The organism is Pseudomonas fluorescens (genome assembly GCF_902497775.2).
Taxonomy (GTDB): Bacteria; Pseudomonadota; Gammaproteobacteria; order Pseudomonadales; family Pseudomonadaceae; genus Aquipseudomonas; species Aquipseudomonas putida_F.
On sequence record NZ_OZ024668.1, the window covers coordinates 1,426,497 to 1,444,293 of the forward strand.

Annotated in this window: 16 protein-coding genes; 5 read left to right on the top strand and 11 right to left on the bottom strand. The window is 62.7% G+C overall.

The annotated features are described in order from the left end of the window. Positions 1–7: 7 nt before the first annotated feature. Positions 8–1,204, top strand: a complete 1,197-nt coding sequence (locus tag F8N82_RS06680; RefSeq protein ID WP_038994486.1) for an HlyD family efflux transporter periplasmic adaptor subunit — start codon at positions 8–10, stop codon at positions 1,202–1,204. After that, complete coding sequence (locus tag F8N82_RS06685) at positions 1,201–2,733, top strand: DHA2 family efflux MFS transporter permease subunit (protein ID WP_038994487.1); 1,533 nt, start codon at positions 1,201–1,203, stop codon at positions 2,731–2,733. Before F8N82_RS06680 ends, F8N82_RS06685 begins: the two co-directional genes overlap by 4 nt. Before the next feature lie 38 nt (positions 2,734–2,771). On the opposite strand, the gene lpxH is transcribed toward F8N82_RS06685, so the two are convergent. Both lpxH and F8N82_RS06695 read right to left on the bottom strand, forming a co-directional pair. After that, the gene (lpxH, locus tag F8N82_RS06690) at positions 2,772–3,494 is read right to left on the bottom strand and encodes a UDP-2,3-diacylglucosamine diphosphatase (RefSeq protein WP_038994489.1); all 723 of its coding nucleotides are present in this window, start codon (positions 3,492–3,494) and stop codon (positions 2,772–2,774) included. Next, positions 3,491–3,994, bottom strand: coding sequence for a peptidylprolyl isomerase (locus tag F8N82_RS06695; RefSeq protein WP_038994490.1), 504 nt, complete (start codon positions 3,992–3,994; stop codon positions 3,491–3,493). Before F8N82_RS06695 ends, lpxH begins: the two co-directional genes overlap by 4 nt. Positions 3,995–4,209: 215 nt before the next feature. Between F8N82_RS06695 and F8N82_RS06700 the strand changes: the two genes are divergently transcribed. Next, a complete protein-coding gene (locus F8N82_RS06700) occupies positions 4,210–5,913 on the top strand; it encodes a glutamine--tRNA ligase/YqeY domain fusion protein (protein ID WP_038994492.1) in 1,704 nt (567 codons plus the stop codon). A gap of 9 nt (positions 5,914–5,922) precedes the next feature. Continuing rightward, complete coding sequence (gene cysS / locus F8N82_RS06705; RefSeq protein WP_038994494.1) at positions 5,923–7,305, top strand: cysteine--tRNA ligase; 1,383 nt, start codon at positions 5,923–5,925, stop codon at positions 7,303–7,305. Between the two features lie 75 nt (positions 7,306–7,380). Here the strand turns inward: cysS and F8N82_RS06710 are convergent, their stop codons facing one another. The 3 genes from F8N82_RS06710 to F8N82_RS06720 form a co-directional block, all read right to left on the bottom strand. Then, positions 7,381–8,769 (bottom strand): sensor histidine kinase, encoded by a 1,389-nt coding sequence (locus tag F8N82_RS06710; protein WP_095161719.1) that lies wholly within the window; start codon positions 8,767–8,769, stop codon positions 7,381–7,383. Then, positions 8,747–9,427: a response regulator transcription factor gene (locus F8N82_RS06715; protein ID WP_095161721.1), complete on the bottom strand. Its 681-nt coding sequence runs from the start codon at positions 9,425–9,427 to the stop codon at positions 8,747–8,749. Before F8N82_RS06715 ends, F8N82_RS06710 begins: the two co-directional genes overlap by 23 nt. A 159-nt stretch (positions 9,428–9,586) precedes the next feature. Beyond that, positions 9,587–10,606: a branched-chain amino acid aminotransferase gene (locus F8N82_RS06720; RefSeq protein WP_038994497.1), complete on the bottom strand. Its 1,020-nt coding sequence runs from the start codon at positions 10,604–10,606 to the stop codon at positions 9,587–9,589. A 354-nt stretch (positions 10,607–10,960) separates the two neighbouring features. On the opposite strand from F8N82_RS06720, the gene F8N82_RS06725 reads away from it, so the two are divergent. Then, positions 10,961–11,491, top strand: a complete 531-nt coding sequence (locus F8N82_RS06725) for a cysteine hydrolase family protein (protein WP_371857224.1) — start codon at positions 10,961–10,963, stop codon at positions 11,489–11,491. On the opposite strand, the gene F8N82_RS06730 is transcribed toward F8N82_RS06725, so the two are convergent. The 6 genes from F8N82_RS06730 to pncB all read right to left on the bottom strand — a co-directional run bounded on the left by F8N82_RS06730 (position 11,468) and on the right by pncB (position 17,797). After that, complete coding sequence (locus F8N82_RS06730) at positions 11,468–13,075, bottom strand: ABC-F family ATP-binding cassette domain-containing protein (RefSeq protein WP_038994500.1); 1,608 nt, start codon at positions 13,073–13,075, stop codon at positions 11,468–11,470. The two genes, F8N82_RS06725 and F8N82_RS06730, sit on opposite strands and share 24 nt — an antisense overlap. A gap of 317 nt (positions 13,076–13,392) precedes the next feature. Continuing rightward, positions 13,393–13,635 carry a hypothetical protein gene (locus F8N82_RS06735; protein WP_038994501.1) on the bottom strand — a complete coding sequence of 81 codons (243 nt, stop codon included), beginning with the start codon at positions 13,633–13,635 and terminating at the stop codon, positions 13,393–13,395. 12 nt (positions 13,636–13,647) lie between these two features. Next, positions 13,648–14,127, bottom strand: a complete 480-nt coding sequence (locus F8N82_RS06740; RefSeq protein WP_038994502.1) for a hypothetical protein — start codon at positions 14,125–14,127, stop codon at positions 13,648–13,650. Between the two features lie 185 nt (positions 14,128–14,312). After that, positions 14,313–15,701: a hypothetical protein gene (locus F8N82_RS06745; RefSeq protein WP_038999263.1), complete on the bottom strand. Its 1,389-nt coding sequence runs from the start codon at positions 15,699–15,701 to the stop codon at positions 14,313–14,315. A 21-nt stretch (positions 15,702–15,722) separates the two neighbouring features. Beyond that, entirely contained in the window at positions 15,723–16,580 is an 858-nt protein-coding gene (nadE, locus tag F8N82_RS06750) for an ammonia-dependent NAD(+) synthetase (RefSeq protein ID WP_038994503.1), read from the bottom strand. Positions 16,581–16,591: 11 nt separating this feature from the next. After that, the gene (pncB, locus tag F8N82_RS06755) at positions 16,592–17,797 is read right to left on the bottom strand and encodes a nicotinate phosphoribosyltransferase (RefSeq protein ID WP_038994504.1); all 1,206 of its coding nucleotides are present in this window, start codon (positions 17,795–17,797) and stop codon (positions 16,592–16,594) included.

Below are 17,797 nucleotides of genomic sequence, written 5' to 3' on the forward strand. Positions count from 1 at the left end.
ATTAGCAATGGCCACTACTTCCTCTGCGGATGACACCACGCAGGACCTCAACAACCAGCGCAAGCGCAAGACCTGGCTCCTGGGCCTGGCGTTGCTGATCGTCGTCGCCGGCGGCGCGGTCTGGGCCTGGCATGAGCTCTACGGGCGCTGGAGCGAAGAGACCGACGATGCCTATGTCAACGGCAACGTGGTGGAAATCACCCCGCTGGTCACCGGCACCGTGGTCAGCATCGGCGCTGACGATGGCGACCTGGTACACGAAGGCCAGATGCTGCTCGAATTCGACCCCAGCGATGCCGAGGTCGGCTTGCAGGCAGCCGAGGCCAAGCTGGCGCGTGCGGTGCGCCAGGTGCGCGGCTTGTACAGCAACGTCGATGGCAAGAAGGCCCAGGTGGCCACGCGCCAGGCCGAGCTGAAAAAAGCCCAGGAGAACTTCAATCGTCGCCAAACCCTGGCCGCCGGTGGGGCGATCTCTAAGGAAGAGCTGTCCCACGCCCGCGACGACCTGTCTTCGGCGCAGGGCGCCTTGAATGATGCCAAGCAGCAACTCAACACCACAGCGGCGCTGGTCGATGACACCGTGGTGTCCTCGCATCCCGAGGTGATGGCGGCAGCCGCCGAGCTGCGCCAGGCCTACCTGAACAACGCGCGTACCACCCTGGTGGCGCCAGTCACCGGCTACGTGGCCAAGCGTACTGTGCAACTGGGCCAGCGCCTGCAGCCGGGCACCGCGACCATGGCGGTAATCCCGCTGAATCAACTGTGGATCGACGCCAACTTCAAGGAAACCCAGCTGCGCAACATGCGTATCGGCCAGCCAGTAGACATCGTTGCCGACCTGTACGGCAGTGACGTCAAATACAGCGGCACCATCGACAGCCTCGGCGCCGGTACCGGCAGCGCCTTCGCCCTGCTGCCGGCGCAGAACGCCACCGGCAACTGGATCAAGATCGTCCAGCGGGTGCCGGTGCGTATTCATATCAACGCCGAACAACTGGCCAAGCACCCGCTGCGCATCGGCCTGTCGACCCAGGTCGAAGTCGATTTGCACGACCAGAGTGGCCCGGTCCTGGCCCAGCAGCCGCCGCAGAAGGCCTCGTTCGCCACCCAGGTGTACGACCGGCAACTGGTCGAGGCCGATCGCCTGATTACCAGGCTGATCCATGACAACAGTGCAGGCTCCAGCAAGACGGCGCAGCGATGAGCGGCAATCAGGCTTCCTTTACACCGCCGAGCCTGTTGCTGACCACCATCGGCCTGTCGCTGGCGACCTTCATGCAGGTGCTCGACACCACCATCGCCAACGTGGCGTTGCCGACTATTTCCGGCAACCTCGGCGTGAGCTCGGAGCAGGGCACCTGGGTCATCACCTCGTTTGCGGTGAGCAACGCCATTGCCTTGCCGCTGACCGGCTGGCTGAGCCGGCGCTTCGGCGAGGTCAAGCTGTTCATCTGGGCCACGCTGCTGTTCGTGCTGGCCTCGTTCCTCTGCGGTATCGCCCAGTCGATGCCCGAACTGGTGGGCTTTCGCGTGCTGCAGGGCATCGTTGCCGGGCCGCTGTACCCGATGACTCAAACCCTGCTGATCGCGGTCTATCCGCCGGCCAAGCGCGGCATGGCCCTGGCGCTATTGGCGATGGTCACGGTGGTGGCGCCGATTGCCGGGCCGATTCTCGGTGGCTGGATCACCGACAGCTACAGCTGGCCGTGGATCTTCTTCATCAACGTGCCGATCGGCCTGTTCGCCGCTGCCGTGGTGCGCCAGCAGATGCGCAGCCGCCCGGTCAGCACCAGCCGCCAGCCGATGGACTACATCGGCCTGCTGAGCCTGATCATCGGCGTCGGCGCCTTGCAGATCGTGCTGGACAAAGGCAATGACCTAGACTGGTTCGAGTCCAATTTCATCGTCATCGGCAGCCTGATCTCGGTGGTGTTCCTGGCGGTGTTCATCATCTGGGAGCTGACCGACAAGCACCCGGTGGTCAACCTGCGCCTGTTCGTGCACCGCAACTTTCGCATCGGCACCATCGTGCTGGTCGGTGGTTATGCCGGGTTCTTCGGCATCAACCTGATCCTGCCGCAGTGGCTGCAGACACAGATGGGCTACACCGCCACCTGGGCGGGCCTGGCGGTGGCGCCGATCGGCCTGTTGCCGGTGCTGATGTCACCGTTTGTCGGCAAGTACGCGCACAAGTTCGACCTGCGTTTGCTGGCAGGGGTGGCGTTCCTGGCGATTGGCACCAGCTGCTTCATGCGCGCCGGTTTCACCAACGAAGTCGACTTCCAGCACATCGCCCTGGTGCAGCTGTTCATGGGCATCGGCGTGGCGCTGTTCTTCATGCCGACCTTGAGCATCCTGCTCTCCGACCTGCCGCCACAGCAGATCGCCGACGGCTCGGGGCTGGCGACTTTCCTGCGCACCCTGGGCGGCAGTTTTGCCGCATCGCTGACCACCTGGATCTGGATTCGCCGGGCGGACCAGCACCATGCCTACCTCAGCGAGAACATCAGCACCTTTGATCCGGCCACCCGCGAGGCGTTGAACCAGTTGGGCGGGGCGAGCGGGCAGTCGTATGCGCAGTTGGAACAGATGCTCAACAGTCAGGCATACATGATGTCGACGGTGGATTACTTCACCCTGATGGGCTGGATTTTTGCGGGCTTGATACTGCTGGTGTGGCTGGCCAAGCCACCGTTTTCGGCCAAGGCCGGGCCGGCGTCGGCAGGGCATTGATAATCGCGGGGCAAGTCGGGTCGCCCCGCGATCAGTCTTCAGGGAAAAGCAAAAGGCTGCAGTTGAAACCCTTGCTCATCCACCTCCAGCGCCCAGCCTTGCCGGTCCCAATCCCCCAGCACGATACGCCGCGCCGGTTGATCGCCGACCACCAGCTTGTGAATCGCCGGTCGATGGGTGTGGCCATGCACCAGGGTGTGTACACCGTATTGTTGCATGATCCGCGGCACTTCCTCGGCGGTCACATCGACAATGTCGTTGGCCTTCATCCGCGTCTGTGCCCGGCTTTCGCTACGCAGCTTGCGTGCAAGCTTCTGCCGGGTGCTCAGCGGCAAGTGCCGTAGAATCCACAGGCTCAGCGGGTTGCGCAGGTAGCGGCGCATCTTCATGTAGGCCAGGTCGCGGGTGCACAGGCTGTCGCCGTGCATCAGCAACACCGGCTCACCGCCCATCTCGACCACGCTGGGGTCGGCCAGCAGGGTACAGCCAGCGGCCTGGCAAAAGGCCTGGCCGAGCAGGAAGTCGCGGTTGCCGTGCATCAAAAAGACCTGCGTGCCGCTGTCGCTCAAGGCGCGCAGGGCCTGGCAGATCGAGGTCTGGAAGGGCGTCATGGCGTCGTCGCCGATCCAGGCCTCGAAGAAGTCACCGAGGATGTACAGTGCCTCGGCGTGCCGCGCACGACCGTCGAGCAGATCAACAAACGCCCGGGTAATGTCCGGGCGTTCTTCTTGCAGGTGCAGATCGGAGATCAGCAGTATCACTCAATGATCTCGGCTTTCTCGATGATCACGTCGTCTTTCGGCACGTCCTGGTGACCGGACTTGGAACCGGTGGCAACGGCTTCGATCTTGTCGACGACGTCGGTACCTTCGGTCACTTTGCCGAATACCGCGTAACCCCAACCCTGCACGTTCTTGCCGCTGTGGTTGAGGAAGTCGTTGTTCGAGGCATTGATGAAGAACTGTGCAGAAGCCGAATGCGGCTCCATGGTACGGGCCATGGCGATGCTGTACTTGTCGTTCTTCAGGCCGTTGTCGGCCTCGTTCTGGATGCTGGCACGCTTGTCACGCTTCTCGTTCATGCCTGGCTCGAAACCGCCGCCCTGGATCATGAAACCCTTGATCACACGGTGGAACACGGTGTTGCTGTAGTGGCCAGCCTTAACGTATTCGATGAAGTTGGCCACGGTGATCGGGGCTTTCTCGGCGTTCAGTTCGATGACGATGTCGCCGTGGTTGGTGCTCAGTTTGACTTTGGACATGCTTAAAATTCGCTCTGTTCGGGGGTTTTGCGGTGGTGTAGCTTCAAGCTTCAAGTGGCAAGCTGCAAGAAAAAGCGCACCGCGTTCGTCTTGTTGCTTGTTGCTTGTAGCTTGAAGCTGCTATTTGACCTGTCGGCAGCTCGACCGCTTCGGCTATGATAAGCGCTTTGATTCAGTCGGCCTACCCAGGCCGTGCACCCGTATTCAAGGATCCTATGAGCAAGCCCACTGCCGACACCGCTCCCAACGCCGCTGCCAAAGGCGCTCCCGCCATCCCTGCGAACTTCCTGCGTCCGATCGTGCAGGCAGACCTGGACTCGGGCAAGCACAGCAGCATCGTCACCCGCTTCCCGCCAGAGCCCAACGGTTACCTGCACATCGGCCATGCCAAGTCGATCTGCGTGAACTTCGGCCTGGCCCAGGAATTCGGTGGGGCCTGTCACCTGCGTTTCGATGACACCAACCCGGCCAAAGAGGACCAGGAGTACATCGACGCGATCCAGAGCGACATCAAGTGGCTGGGCTTCGAGTGGACCGGCCCGGTGCGCTACGCTTCGCAATACTTCGACCAGCTGCACGACTGGGCTGTCGACCTGATCAAGGCCGGCAAGGCCTACGTCTGCGACCTGACCCCGGAGCAGGCCAAGGAATACCGTGGCAACCTGACCACGCCGGGCCAGAACAGCCCGTTCCGCGAGCGTTCGGTTGACGACAACCTCGACCTGTTCGCGCGCATGAAAGCCGGCGAGTTCAAGGATGGCGAGCGCGTGCTGCGGGCCAAGATCGACATGGCCTCGCCGAACATGAACCTGCGTGACCCGATCCTCTACCGCATCCGTCATGCCCACCATCACCAGACCGGTGACGCCTGGTGCATCTACCCGAACTACGACTTCACCCACGGTCAGTCGGACGCCATCGAAGGCATCACCCACTCGATCTGCACCCTGGAGTTCGAAGGCCATCGCCCGCTGTACGAATGGTTCCTCGACAACCTGCCGGTGCCGGCCAAGCCGCGTCAGTACGAGTTCAGCCGCCTGAACCTGAACTACACCATCACCAGCAAGCGCAAGCTCAAGCAACTGGTCGACGAGCAACACGTCAGCGGCTGGGACGACCCGCGCATGTCGACCCTGTCGGGCTTCCGTCGTCGTGGCTACACCCCAGCGTCGATCCGCAACTTCTGCGAAATGGTCGGTACCAACCGTTCCGACGGCGTGGTCGACATGTCGATGCTCGAGTTCAGCATCCGTGACGACCTCGACCGCACCGCACCACGTGCCATGTGCGTGCTGCGCCCGCTGAAAGTGGTCATTACCAACTACCCTGAAGGCCAGGTCGAGAACCTCGAACTGCCGCGCCACCCGAAAGAAGACATGGGCGTGCGCGCACTGCCATTCGCCCGCGAGATCTACATCGACCGCGACGACTTCATGGAAGAGCCGCCAAAGGGCTACAAGCGCCTGGAGCCGGCCGGTGAAGTGCGCCTGCGCGGCAGCTATGTGATCCGCGCCGACGAGGCGATCAAGGACGCTGACGGCAACATCGTCGAGCTGCGCTGCTCGTACGACCCGGACACCCTGGGCAAGAACCCCGAGGGCCGCAAGGTCAAGGGCGTGATCCACTGGGTGCCGGCCGACGCCAGCGTCGAATGCGAAGTGCGTCTGTACGACCGCCTGTTCCGCTCGGCCAATCCCGAGAAGACCGACGATGGCGGCAACTTCCTTGACAACATCAATCCTGATTCGCTGCAGGTGCTGACCGGTTGTCGTGCGGAACCTTCCCTGGGCCAGGCCCAGCCAGAAGACCGCTTCCAGTTCGAGCGCGAAGGCTACTTCTGCGCCGACCTGAAAGACTCCCAGCCGGGTCGCCCGGTGTTCAACCGCACCGTGACCCTGCGCGATTCGTGGGGCAGCTAAGGAACTCTCGTGCTTACCATCTACAACACGCTCAGCAAGACCAAGGAAGTCTTCAAACCGCTTGAAGGCAACAAGGTGCGGATGTACGTCTGCGGCATGACCGTCTACGACTTCTGCCACCTTGGCCACGGCCGCAGCATGGTCGCCTTCGACCTGGTGACCCGCTGGCTGCGTTACAGCGGCTACGACCTGACCTATGTGCGCAACATCACCGACATCGATGACAAGATCATCAACCGGGCCAACGAGAACGGCGAAACCTTCGACGCCCTGACCGCCCGCATGATCGACGCGATGCACGAAGACGAGCGCCGCCTGAACATCCTGCCGCCGGACCAGGAGCCGCGTGCCACCGACCATATCGCCGGCATGCACGCGATGATCCAGACCCTGATCGACAAGGGCTATGCCTACGCGCCGGGCAACGGCGACGTGTACTACCGGGTCGGCAAGTTCGTCGGCTACGGCAAGCTGTCGCGCAAGAAGATCGAAGACCTGCGCATCGGTGCGCGCATCGAGGTCGACGAAGCCAAGCAGGACCCGCTCGACTTCGTCCTCTGGAAGGGCGTAAAGCCCGGCGAGCCGAGCTGGGAATCGCCATGGGGCCCGGGCCGTCCGGGCTGGCACATCGAGTGCTCGGTGATGTCAACCTGCTGCCTGGGCGAGAGCTTCGACATCCACGGCGGTGGCAACGACCTGGAGTTCCCGCACCACGAGAACGAAATTGCCCAGAGCGAGGCCGCTACCGGCAAGCAGTACGCCAATTCGTGGATGCACTGCGGCATGATCCGCATCAATGGCGAGAAGATGTCCAAGTCCTTGAACAACTTCTTCACCATTCGCGACGTGCTCGACAAGTATCACCCGGAGGTGGTGCGCTACCTGCTGGTGTCGAGCCACTACCGCAGTTCGATCAACTACTCCGAAGACAGCCTGCGCGAGTCCAAGGGTGCCCTGGAGCGTTTCTACCACGCCCTGCGCGGCCTGCCGCGGGTGGCAGCGGCAGGTGGCGAGGAGTATGTCGAGCGCTTCACCGCGGCGATGAACGACGACTTCGGTACCCCTGAAGCCTGCGCCGTGCTGTTCGACCTGGTGCGCGAGATCAACCGCCTGCGCGAGAGCGATCCACAGGGTGCTGCGGGCCTGGCCGGTCGTCTGCGCGAGCTGGGTGATCTGCTCGGTGTGCTGCAGCTGGAAGCCGATGACTTCCTGCGTGCCGGTGCCGAAGGCAAGGTCGATGCTGTCGAGGTTGAAGCCTTGATCCAGGCGCGCCTGCAAGCGCGTGCCGACAAGAACTGGGCCGAATCCGACCGCATCCGCGACCAGCTGACCGCCATGGGCGTGGTGCTGGAAGACGGCAAGGGCGGCACCACCTGGCGCTTGGCTGACTAAGCAATCGCGGGGCAAGCCCGCTCCCACAGAAGACTGCAATCCTCTGTGGGAGCGGGCTTGCCCCGCGATGAGCCCCTAACTGACGACACCCGTCCTGCAGTGCAACACCAGTTTCGCCCCACCCAGTTCACTCCCCCCGACCTCAAGCTCAACGCCATGCAGGTCAACGATCGCCGCAACGATCGACAGGCCCAGCCCGAACCCCGGGTGGCGCTGGCCTTCCTCACTGCGATAGAAACGCTTCAACACCGCCCCACGCTCGTCCTCGGGAATCCCCGGGCCGCTGTCGTGCACTTCAATATGCAAACCCGTGGCATCGCTGATCGCCCGCATCAGCACCTGGCCCTGGGCCGGGGTGAACTTGATGGCATTGCCCAGCAAGTTGGCCAGCGCCTCGAACAGCAGCTCGCGGTCGCCATGCAGCGCCGGAAGTTGCTCGGGCATCTCCAGGGTCAGGCCAATCTCGCCGTCTTCGGCCAGCGGCAGGTAGAAGTCATGCAGTTCCTGCAGCAGCCCGTGCGGATCAAGCTCGACGAAGCCGGCACGGCGCTGGCGGTCTTCCAGCTCACTGATGCGCAGCAAACCGCGAAAGCGCGCCATCAGCGTGTCGGTCTCGCCAATCGCCTGCTCCAGCGCTTCGGCCTGCGGCGAGTCATCGCCGGCCTGCTGGCGAATGCGGTAGAGCTGGGCGCGCAGGCGGGTCAGCGGGGTGCGCAGGTCGTGGGCAATGTTGTCGCACACGCCTTTGACCTCATGCATCAGCCGTTCGATGCGGTCGAGCATGGCGTTGACGATGGCCGCCAGCATGTCCAGTTCGTCGCGCCGCGCCGACAGCGGCAGGCGCCGGGTGAGGTCGCCGGAGACGATCTGCTCGGCACTGGCCTGGATCGCGCGGATACGTTTGAGCGGCCTGCGCCGCAGCAAGTACCAGCCGGCGATGCCGGGGATGATGGTCAGCGACAGGCCCCAGAGCAGGGCATGGAGGATGATCCGGGTGACCACGAACAACGAGCCGTTGTCGCGCACCAGCAGCAGCCAGCGGCCGTCGCGGACCTTGATCGCTACCGCATCGCAGCTGTCGCGAGGCAGGTGCGGATCGTCGGCGTCCAGGCAGCGGCTCAGTTCATGGATCTTGCCATCCAGGCCGAGCTCCGGCGGCACTTGGCGGATTTGCCCGCCGAGCGCATTGAACTGGGCGTCGAACAGGCCGTAGGCATCGAAACTGCGCTCTTCGAAGGCTTGGCTTGCAACCAGCGCGTCATCGAGCTGCTTGCCGCTCATGTGCGCGAACAGGTGCTGGCGCTGCAGCAGGGAGTGGCGGGTGAGCTTGTTCAGGTAGCCCGACACCTCGAAGTACAGCACCCCCATGAGGATGCTGCTCCAGGCTACGAACAGGAAACTGTACAGCGCCAGCAGGCGGCTGGTGGACGAGCTCCAGCCCTTAGACGGGTTCGGCAATGGCATAGCCCGAGCCCCGCACGGTGCGAATCAGCGGTGACTGGCCAGCGGCATCGATCTTCTTGCGCAAGCGTCCGATGTGCACGTCGATCAGGTTGGTGCCCGGGTCGAAGTGATAGCCCCAGACTTCCTCGAAAATCATCATCCGGGTAATCACCTGGCCGGCATGACGCATAAGGAATTCCAGCAGCTTGTACTCGGTGGGCAGCAGGTTGAGGGTCTGTTCGCCGCGCTTGGCCTCGTGGCTGATCAGGTCCAGCTCAAGGTCGGCGACCTGCAGGCGGGTCTGTGCCAGCGGTACACTGTTACGGCGCAGCAGCACCTCGACGCGGGCGGCCATTTCGTCGGAGGCGAACGGTTTGGTCAGGTAGTCATCACCGCCGGCGCGCAGGCCGCGGACCCGTTCGTCGACATCCGACAGGGCGCTGATCATCAGGATCGGTGTGGCGATCTTCAGGGTGCGCAGGGTGGTGACGATGGTCAGGCCGTCGACTTCCGGGAGCATCCGGTCGAGGGTGATCAGGTCGTAACCGCCGGCAATGGCCTTGGCCAGGCCTTCACGGCCGTTATCGGTCCACTCCACTTCCAGGCCATGGCTGGAAAGTTCGGCGACGATTTCCTGGGCGGTGACAGCGTCGTCTTCGATAGTCAGTACGCGGGGCATGCTTTTACCTGGGCGGCGGGTAGAGACTTGATTGTGCCAAAGAATAGGCGGTGCCCGGGTTAAAGAAAAATTCATCTAGAGGGGGAGGGCATCGCGGGGCTAGCCCGCTCCCACAGGTGTGCTGGGAGCGGGCTAGCCCCGCGATGGCTGTTCAGCGCATCAGGCGACTTTCACAACCCAGCCCGCCGGGCCTTCGATGTCGCCGCTCTGGATGCCGGTCAGCTCGTTGTAGAGTTTCTGGGTGACCGGGCCAACCTCGGTTTCGCTGTAGAACACATGCAGCTTGTCGCCGTACTGGATACCGCCGATCGGGGTGATCACCGCGGCGGTACCGCAGGCGCCAGCCTCGACGAAGCGGTCCAGGTTGTCGATCAGCACGTCGCCTTCGATGACCTTCAGGCCCAGGCGCGATTGTGCCAGTTCCATCAGCGACAGGCGGGTGATGCCCGGCAGCACGGAAGCGGACTTCGGCGTGATGAACTCGTTGTTGGCAGTAATGCCGAAGAAGTTGGCCGAGCCGACTTCCTCGATCTTGGTGTGGGTCAGCGGGTCAAGGTAGATGCAGTCGGCAAAGCCGGCCTGCTTGGCCTTGTAGCCCGGTTGCAGGCTGGCTGCGTAGTTGCCGCCGACTTTGGCAGCACCGGTGCCTTGCGGCGCGGCGCGGTCGTAGTCGGAAATCAGGAACTTGTGCGGGGTCATGCCGCCTTTGAAGTACGAGCCGACCGGGATGGCGAAGATCGAGAAGATGAACTCCGGCGCGGTCCGCACGCCGATGTTGTCACCCACGCCAATGACGAACGGACGCAGGTACAGCGCACCCTTGCCGTACGGCGGAATGAAACGCTCGTTGGCCTTGACCACCTGCTTGCAGGCGTCGATGAACTGTTCGGTCGGCACCTGCGGCATCAGCAGGCGGTCGCAGCTGCGCTGCATGCGCAGGGCGTTCTGGTCCGGGCGGAACAGGTTGATCGAGCCGTCCTTGCAGCGGTAGGCCTTCATCCCCTCGAAGCATTGCTGGCCATAATGCAGCGCGGTCGAGCCTTCGCTGATGTGCAGCTGGTTGTCTTCGGTCAGGGTGCCCTTGTCCCACTCGCCGTTACGGAAATAGGACAGGTAGCGCTTGTCGGTCTTGATGTAGTCGAAGCCCAGCTTGTCCCAGTTAATGCTTTCGTTACTCATGGCACCCTCGATTCGGTTGCAGATGCCTGTTTGAACAGGCGGTTCTTATTGCGCACTCGGCCACGATAATACATCCCGTGCAGATCGGGAACGCCCAGTCATAGATTGGACCATGGTCGCAGTGAAAATCTTCAGCGCCGCCCATCGCAACGGGCGTTGACCTGGCCGTAACCTGGGCGCATTATCGAAATATGAAGATTTGCCTGCTGACCTCGTCGCGTACCACTACCACCGCCATACGCGGGGCGGGTACGGCTGCTTAACCTTAGGCAGCAGGTAATCCAAGGCCCCGCCAGCAATGGACGGGGCCTTGTCTTTTCTCCGTCCTGGCTGGCCAATCACGGAGAGATGAAGATGCAAGCAAAACGCGCACTGCTGGTCCTGGATATGCAAGTAGGTTTGTTCCACGGCCCCGAAAAGCCCTGGCAGGGTGAGCAGGTACTGAGCAGGGTCAACACCCTGATCGGCGCTGCCCATGCCGCCAAAACGCCGGTTTTTGTGGTTCGCCACACTGGCCCCGAAGGCTCGCCGATTGCCGCCGGCAACCCTGCGTGGCAATTGTTGCCAGCGCTGGCGATCGACCCCGCGCGCGACATCGTCTTCGATAAAACCCGCCCCAGTGCCTTCTTTGCCACGTCGCTGGCCGACCAACTGCGCGAGGCCGGTATTGATGAGCTGGTGATCTGTGGCCTCAAGACCCAGTACTGCGTCGACACCAACTGCCGGGTTGCCCGCGAGTTGGGTTTCAACGTGGTGCTGGTCAGCGATGCCCACACCTGCATGGACACCCCCGGCTTGCCTGCCGAGGCGATCATTGCTCATCACAACCTGACCCTGGGCGGCGCCTTTGCCCGCCTGCAATCAACTGCGGATGTGCAGTTCTGAGCCTTCGTCCAATTGCAGGTAGCCGTCCAGCGCCAGTTGCTGCATGAATACCCGGTCGTGGGACGCTACCAGCAAGGTCCCGCGATACTGGCGCAGCATGGCTTCCAGGGCGCCGAGGGAGGGCAGGTCGAGATGGTTGCTCGGCTCGTCGAGTAACAACAACTGCACTGCGGTGTCGCGGTACAGCACCCCGGCCAGGGTTGCCTTGAGCCGTTCGCCGCCGCTGAGCGCGCCGCTGGGCAAGGTGATGCGCTCAGCGCCCAGGCCCAGTTGCGCCAGGCGTGTGCGCAGGAGGCTCTCATCCGGATTGCCGCTGGCGCTGCGCAGGTAGTCGAGCACCGATTGTTCAGCGGGCAGCAGGCTGCAGTGCTGGTCGAGCAGGGCGACTTCAGCGCGTACCTCACACTGACCAGCGGCCGGCGGCAAATGGCCGGCCAATACCTTGAGCAGGGTGGATTTGCCGCTGCCATTGCTGCCGATCAGGCCCAGGCGATCACCGCTGTACAGGCTGGTATTGAGCAGCCCTTGGCGCGCAAAGGGCAACTGCAGGTTCTTGAGCATCACTACCTGGCTACCGAGCGGCCGCTGTGGCGCGGGGGCATGGATCACGACCGCGCTGCAGTTTTCAACCTGCTGCGCCGCATCGCGCACCTGTGCATTCAGGGCCTGGCGCGCCGCCTGATGATCGCGTTGCTGTTTACCGGCAGTGGTTTCGCTGCGCTCCTGTTTGCGGTCGATAAGGATCTTTGCCTGGTTGGCCGAGCGCGCGGCCTTGCTGGCGCGCGACTGCTGGCGCTCCAGGCGCTCGCGCTGTTGCTGCAGCTCTCGGGCCTGGCGTTGGCGTTCGAGTTTGAGGCGCTCCAGCGTGCGTTCGGCCTGCTCGGTCTGCTCGCTTTTGCGCTGGGCATAGAAGCTGTAATTGCCGCCGTAACTGCTCAGGCCCAGGGGCGAGAGCTCGACGATGCGCTCCATGCGCTCAAGCAGCGCGCGGTCATGACTGATCACCAGCAGGCCCTTGCTCCAGCCCTCGAACAGGGTCATCAGCGTCTCGCGGCTGGCGATGTCCAGGTGGTTGCTGGGTTCGTCGAGGATCAGGTAATCGGCATCACTGACAAACGCCCCGAGCAGCGCCACGCGCATGGCCTGACCGCCGCTCAGCGCTTGTGCGCGATGCTCCCAGCTCAGCTGTGCCAGGCCATGGCGATCAAGCTGCGCCTGCAGGCGTTCGCGCATGTCCCAGCGCTCGCCAACGCTATCGAAATCGGCGGCTTGGGTGCTGCCGGCCTCGATGCGCAGCAGGGCATCAATCACCTCGCGCACCTGGGCCAGGTCTGCCACCGTGGCATCGGCATCGATCAGTTGCTGGCCCACATAGTGCACCCGGCCACTGCGCAGGCAGCGCCCTTCGCTGGGCAGCAAACGCCCGGCCAATACCTGCGCCAGCAACGACTTGCCTACACCATTACGCCCGACCAGGCCGGTGCGGCGCTGGTCGAAAGTCTCGCTAAGATCGGAAAACAACAGCCTGCCATCCGGCAAGGCCAGGGTGACGCTGTCCAGCGTCAGGATCGACGTATTCGTCATACAATGCTCCATGAAATGCGCGCGACGTCCCCTGGGAAAAGGGGCAGAAGTCTGGCCGTCGCAAAGACGGCGGCATTAATGGCGCATTGGACCAATACCTCGGAGTGATGGGTGAGGGGACAGCTTAGACCTGGGTGGGAACCGGGTAAAGGGGGGCAGTCATGATCAGGATATTTACCCGGGTCATGAACAGCGCCCCACCGGCCACCTCATCGACGTGCAGGGAAAGATGTCCAAATCAACTTCGGGTGTATGTCGCACCGATCCGGCAAGAAAGTAGGACTGATCGCAAATTAGCGATCAGCCCCTGGAAAAACTCAGCCAGCCTGTTCAAACCGACGGCGTTTGAGGAACAGTCCCACACCCAGGGCAACGGCGAAGATCGACAACAGCCCCAGGTCCGCCCCCAGCCAGCGGGCCGGGCTTGCCGCTATGCAGCCGACCGCACCTGCCGCGACCAGCGCCACCCCCAGCCACTTGCGCAGCGGGTAGGGCTTGAGAAAGCGGTCGAGCAAAAAGAACAGCACCAGGGCCAAAACCAGCTGGGTTATCTCGGACATGCGCGGCTCCACTCAGGTCTTGATGATCAGGGTCGAGATAGTGCTCTGCGGGCCGATGCCGCCATTGACCCGCGCCTCGATGCTGACCAGCACGTCGCCGGCATGATAGGTGGGCAGGATTTCGTTGGCATACATGCGTACCCCGGCGCCCACCGGCGCACCGACATAAGGCGAGGCAACGGAGCTGGTGGCACCGGCGAAGGCCGAGGCGGCAAGGTTGGCGACCTTGGTGCGCTGGGCGTTGAGCACGTCGCCCTGCTGGCGGGTCAGCGGCTTGGAGATGCCGATCATCATGGTGCACGGCAGGTTCTTGGCGAGCATCTTGTCATAGACCTCGACCACCTTGCTGTTGACCTCGTAATGGGCGCTTTTCGCTTCGCCAAAATGCAGCTCGCGCAGGCGCCCGCGTTCGCTGTCGGTGAGGGTGATCTGCGAGACGTTGAAGACGATCCCGTGTTGGCCCATGTATTGGAAAGTCCCTTCGAACTTCATTGCACGCATCCTTTCGAGGCAAAGGCGGCGATTCTCTCCAAGGATCGCCGTGGGTGCAAATCATTCCGCCAGGGGTTGTGATCTACAGCGCATCGGCGGCCAGGCGCCGAACGTGTGGGAGCGGGCCTTGCCCCGCGATCGAGCGCGAAGCGGTCGCAAGCCAGGCACCCACTGATGTGCGGAGTCTACTTCACCGTCTGCAGGCGCAGATCGTTGTAGTAGAACGTGTTCTTGTCGATGCTGGTACTGAAGAAGTAGCCGTAGTCTTCCAGATAGACCAGGTGATGGACGCGTTTGTCTTCGTCACCCTGCAAGCTGCAATCCAGTGCCTTGGCATTGCCGCTCAAGCTGGCGTTGAGGGTGTTGGCCGGCAACTCGCGTTCCACCGTGCAATCAGTGATCTTCAGCTCCTTGCCGTACTGGCCAATCACGCTGTTGTTGGTCGCACCTTGCTGTGAATAGCTAAGCTTGCTGCCCACCACCATGGTCTTCCAGTCACCCTTGAAACTCAGGCTGGTCAGCGCGCTGCTTTCGTTCAGGTGGGTGAGGTCGGTCTTGCTCACCAGCGGGATCAATCCGCGCCAGGTGACCTTCTGTGTTTCATAGCCCTTGCCGCGCAGGATCACCAGCAACTGCTGGCTGTTGGTATCCACGGACAGGAAATGCTCCTCACGCATGGGTGACGTCTTGCCTTTTATGGTCGAGGTGCCGACGGCTTCCAGGTATTTGAGTGGCTGCGCTGGCTTGGGCAGTTGCAGGCGTTCGAGGGCGACCATCACCGAGGGGCTGACCGGCGGCAACACAGCGGTGACGATCGGTGTCTTGACGCGCGGGCTGAATGGCGCCAGCTGCGCGACGTTATCCGGCGTGGCACAGGCCAGGGCGAACAGCGCCTGGTAATCGGCGTTGCTGCCGGCCACCGGCTCAGGCTTGGGCAGTGACGGGACCATGCCGTCGGTGACCCGGTTGTTGGCGTCGACATCATAGCCGGCGAGCAGGGTGTAGGTACCGGTGCTGCAGTTGAAACGGTGATGCTCACGCTTTTGCGCGTAGGGCGCGTTGTACGGCAGGTCGAGGAGGATGCTCGGCTGGTCGAAGGCGGCCCACAGGCTGACTTCGTTGCCCATCTTGTTGATGCTGCTGCGGTCGACCAGCACCCATGGCTCGCCCTCTTCACCTTTGAGCTTGCGCCAGTCCGGCTTTGCTTGAGTCTTGCAGGCCTCGGTGAAGCTTGGGTTCTTCAGCAGGATGGCATGGAAGCGTTCGGGCATTGGTTGCGGCGGGGCGTAGCCGCTGGTGCTCTGGAAGTACGCGCGCTTGTCGGCATCCAGGTACATGATCGCCACGTTCGGCTCAATGCAGGAGGCTTCAAGCTGGAAGCCGTGATCAATCAAACTGTTGTTGGCCGGTACGTTGACCTGGAAACTTAGCACATCGCCTTCTCGAAACAGGCTGTTGGTCGACAGCGGCTGGGCGAGCATGCTGGCGATGTACTGGTCGAGGTTTTCCTTGGAGGGCGTCGCGCAGCCAGTGAGGGTAGCCGCTGCCAGCGCGGTGATGATCAGACGTTGCACAACAATCTCCAGTGAGTCCATTCAGGAAGGCGGCATTGTAGCGAATCGCGTCGCGGGTGCCTTGGGCAATTCGCGTTTGTGCCGGGTCTTGTCGTAGGCATTGATGATGGTCGTCGCCACGGCTTGTTCGATGTCTTCGCCCTGCAGAAAGGCATCGATCTGCGCGTAGCTGACGCCGTATACCTGTTCGTCGGCCAGGCCCGGGCGCAGCTCTTCGAGGTCGGCGGTCGGCACTTTGTGCACCAGGTGCTCAGGCGCACCCAGCGCGGCGGCGATGGCCCGCACCTGGCCCTTGCACAGCCCGCTCAGAGGCGCCAGGTCGCAGGCGCCGTCGCCGAATTTGGTAAAGAAACCCATCACCGCTTCGGCGGCATGGTCGGTGCCGATCACCAGGCCATTGCGGGCGTTGGCCAGGGTGTATTGGGCCAGCATGCGCAGGCGCGCCTTGACGTTGCCGAGGACGAAATCCCGTTGCCCGTCAGCCAGCCCGGCCAATTGTGGCAGTTGCCCGGCAAGGCCGTTGACGCCGTCTGCAATGTTCACCGTGACGCACTCATCGGCACCCACGAAAGCCAGCGCCGCCTGGGCATCGGGTTCGTCATGCTGGGTGTTGTGCGGCAGGCGCATGGCGATGAAGCGATAGCCGCCGTCGGCGTGTTCGGCACGTAATTGCTCGACCGCCAACTGCGCCAGGCGCCCGGCGGTGGACGAGTCGACGCCGCCGCTGATGCCCAGCACCAGCACCTTCAGTTGCGCCTCGAGCAGGGTTTGTTTGATGAAGTCGATGCGCTGGCGGATCTGCTCTTCAACCGCTGCGTGATCCGTGAAGGGCGCCACCACCTCCAGGGCCTTGGCAATCTCGATCTGACGACTGTTCATGTGCTGCTCCTTTACTGGTCCTGGACCTTGAACACGTGTTTGAGGTAGCTGACGAAGTTCTCGTCGCGGCATTGGGTCTTGCCCGGGCTGTCGGAGATCTTCGCCACCGGTGCGCCGTTGCAGGCAGTCATCTTGATCACGATGTTCATCGGCTCCACGCCGGGAATATCGCAGGTCAGGTTGGTGCCGATGCCGAAACTGACGTTGATTCGTGGGCTGAGCTCGCGGTACAGGTGCAGGGTCTTGGCGAAGTTCAGGCCGTCGGAGAACACCAGGGTTTTGCTCTTCGGGTCGATGCCGAGTTTTTCGTAGTGGGCGATGGCCTTGTTGGCCCACAGTAGCGGGTCACCGGAGTCGTGGCGCAGGCCGTCGAACAGCTTGGCGAAGTACAGGTCGCAGTCCTTGAGGAAGGCGTCCATGCCGATGCAGTCGGTCAGGGCGATCCCCAGCAGGCCGCGGTATTCCTTGACCCAGCATTCCAGCGCGGCGACCTGGCTGTCGATCAGGCGCGGGCCCAGTTGCTGGTGGGCCATGAACCACTCGTGGGCCATGGTGCCGATCGGCTTGATGTCCAGTTCGCGGGCCAGGTGCACGTTGCTGGTGCCGACAAAGCGCCCGGGGAAGTCCTGCTTGAGGGTGTGCACCACGTGCTCCTGGACCCGGTAGGAGAAGCGCCGGCGGGTACCGAAATCAGCCAGTTGCAGGCCGGCCAGTTCTGCTGGCGAGGCCTCGGCTTTGAGCCAGTCGAGCTTTTCGTACAGGCGCTCACCGACTTGCTCCATCACCACTTCGCGATAGCGGTAGCGGTTGCGCACTTCCGAGACGATTGCCAGCAGCGGGATCTCGTAAAGGATCACGTGCAGCCAGGGCCCGCGCAGGCGGATTGCCAGTTGTCCGGCGTCATCGACACCAACGTGCACGTAGCGCAGGTTGAAGCGGAACAGGCTCAAGAAACGGATGAAGTCCGGTTTGATGAAAGGGATACGCCCCAGGTACGCCAGTTGATCCTGGGTGATCGAGACCTCGGCCAGTTGTTCGATCTGGTAGCGGATCTCGGCCAGGTACGGGGTCAGGTCTTCGCTGTTGCGGCAGCGAAATTCCCATTCCACCTCGGCGTTGGGGTAGTTGTGCAGCACCGCCTGCATCATGGTGATCTTGTAGAAGTCGGTGTCCAGCAGGTTCTGGATGATGCTTGGGCCGAAGACGCTCTCGCTCAT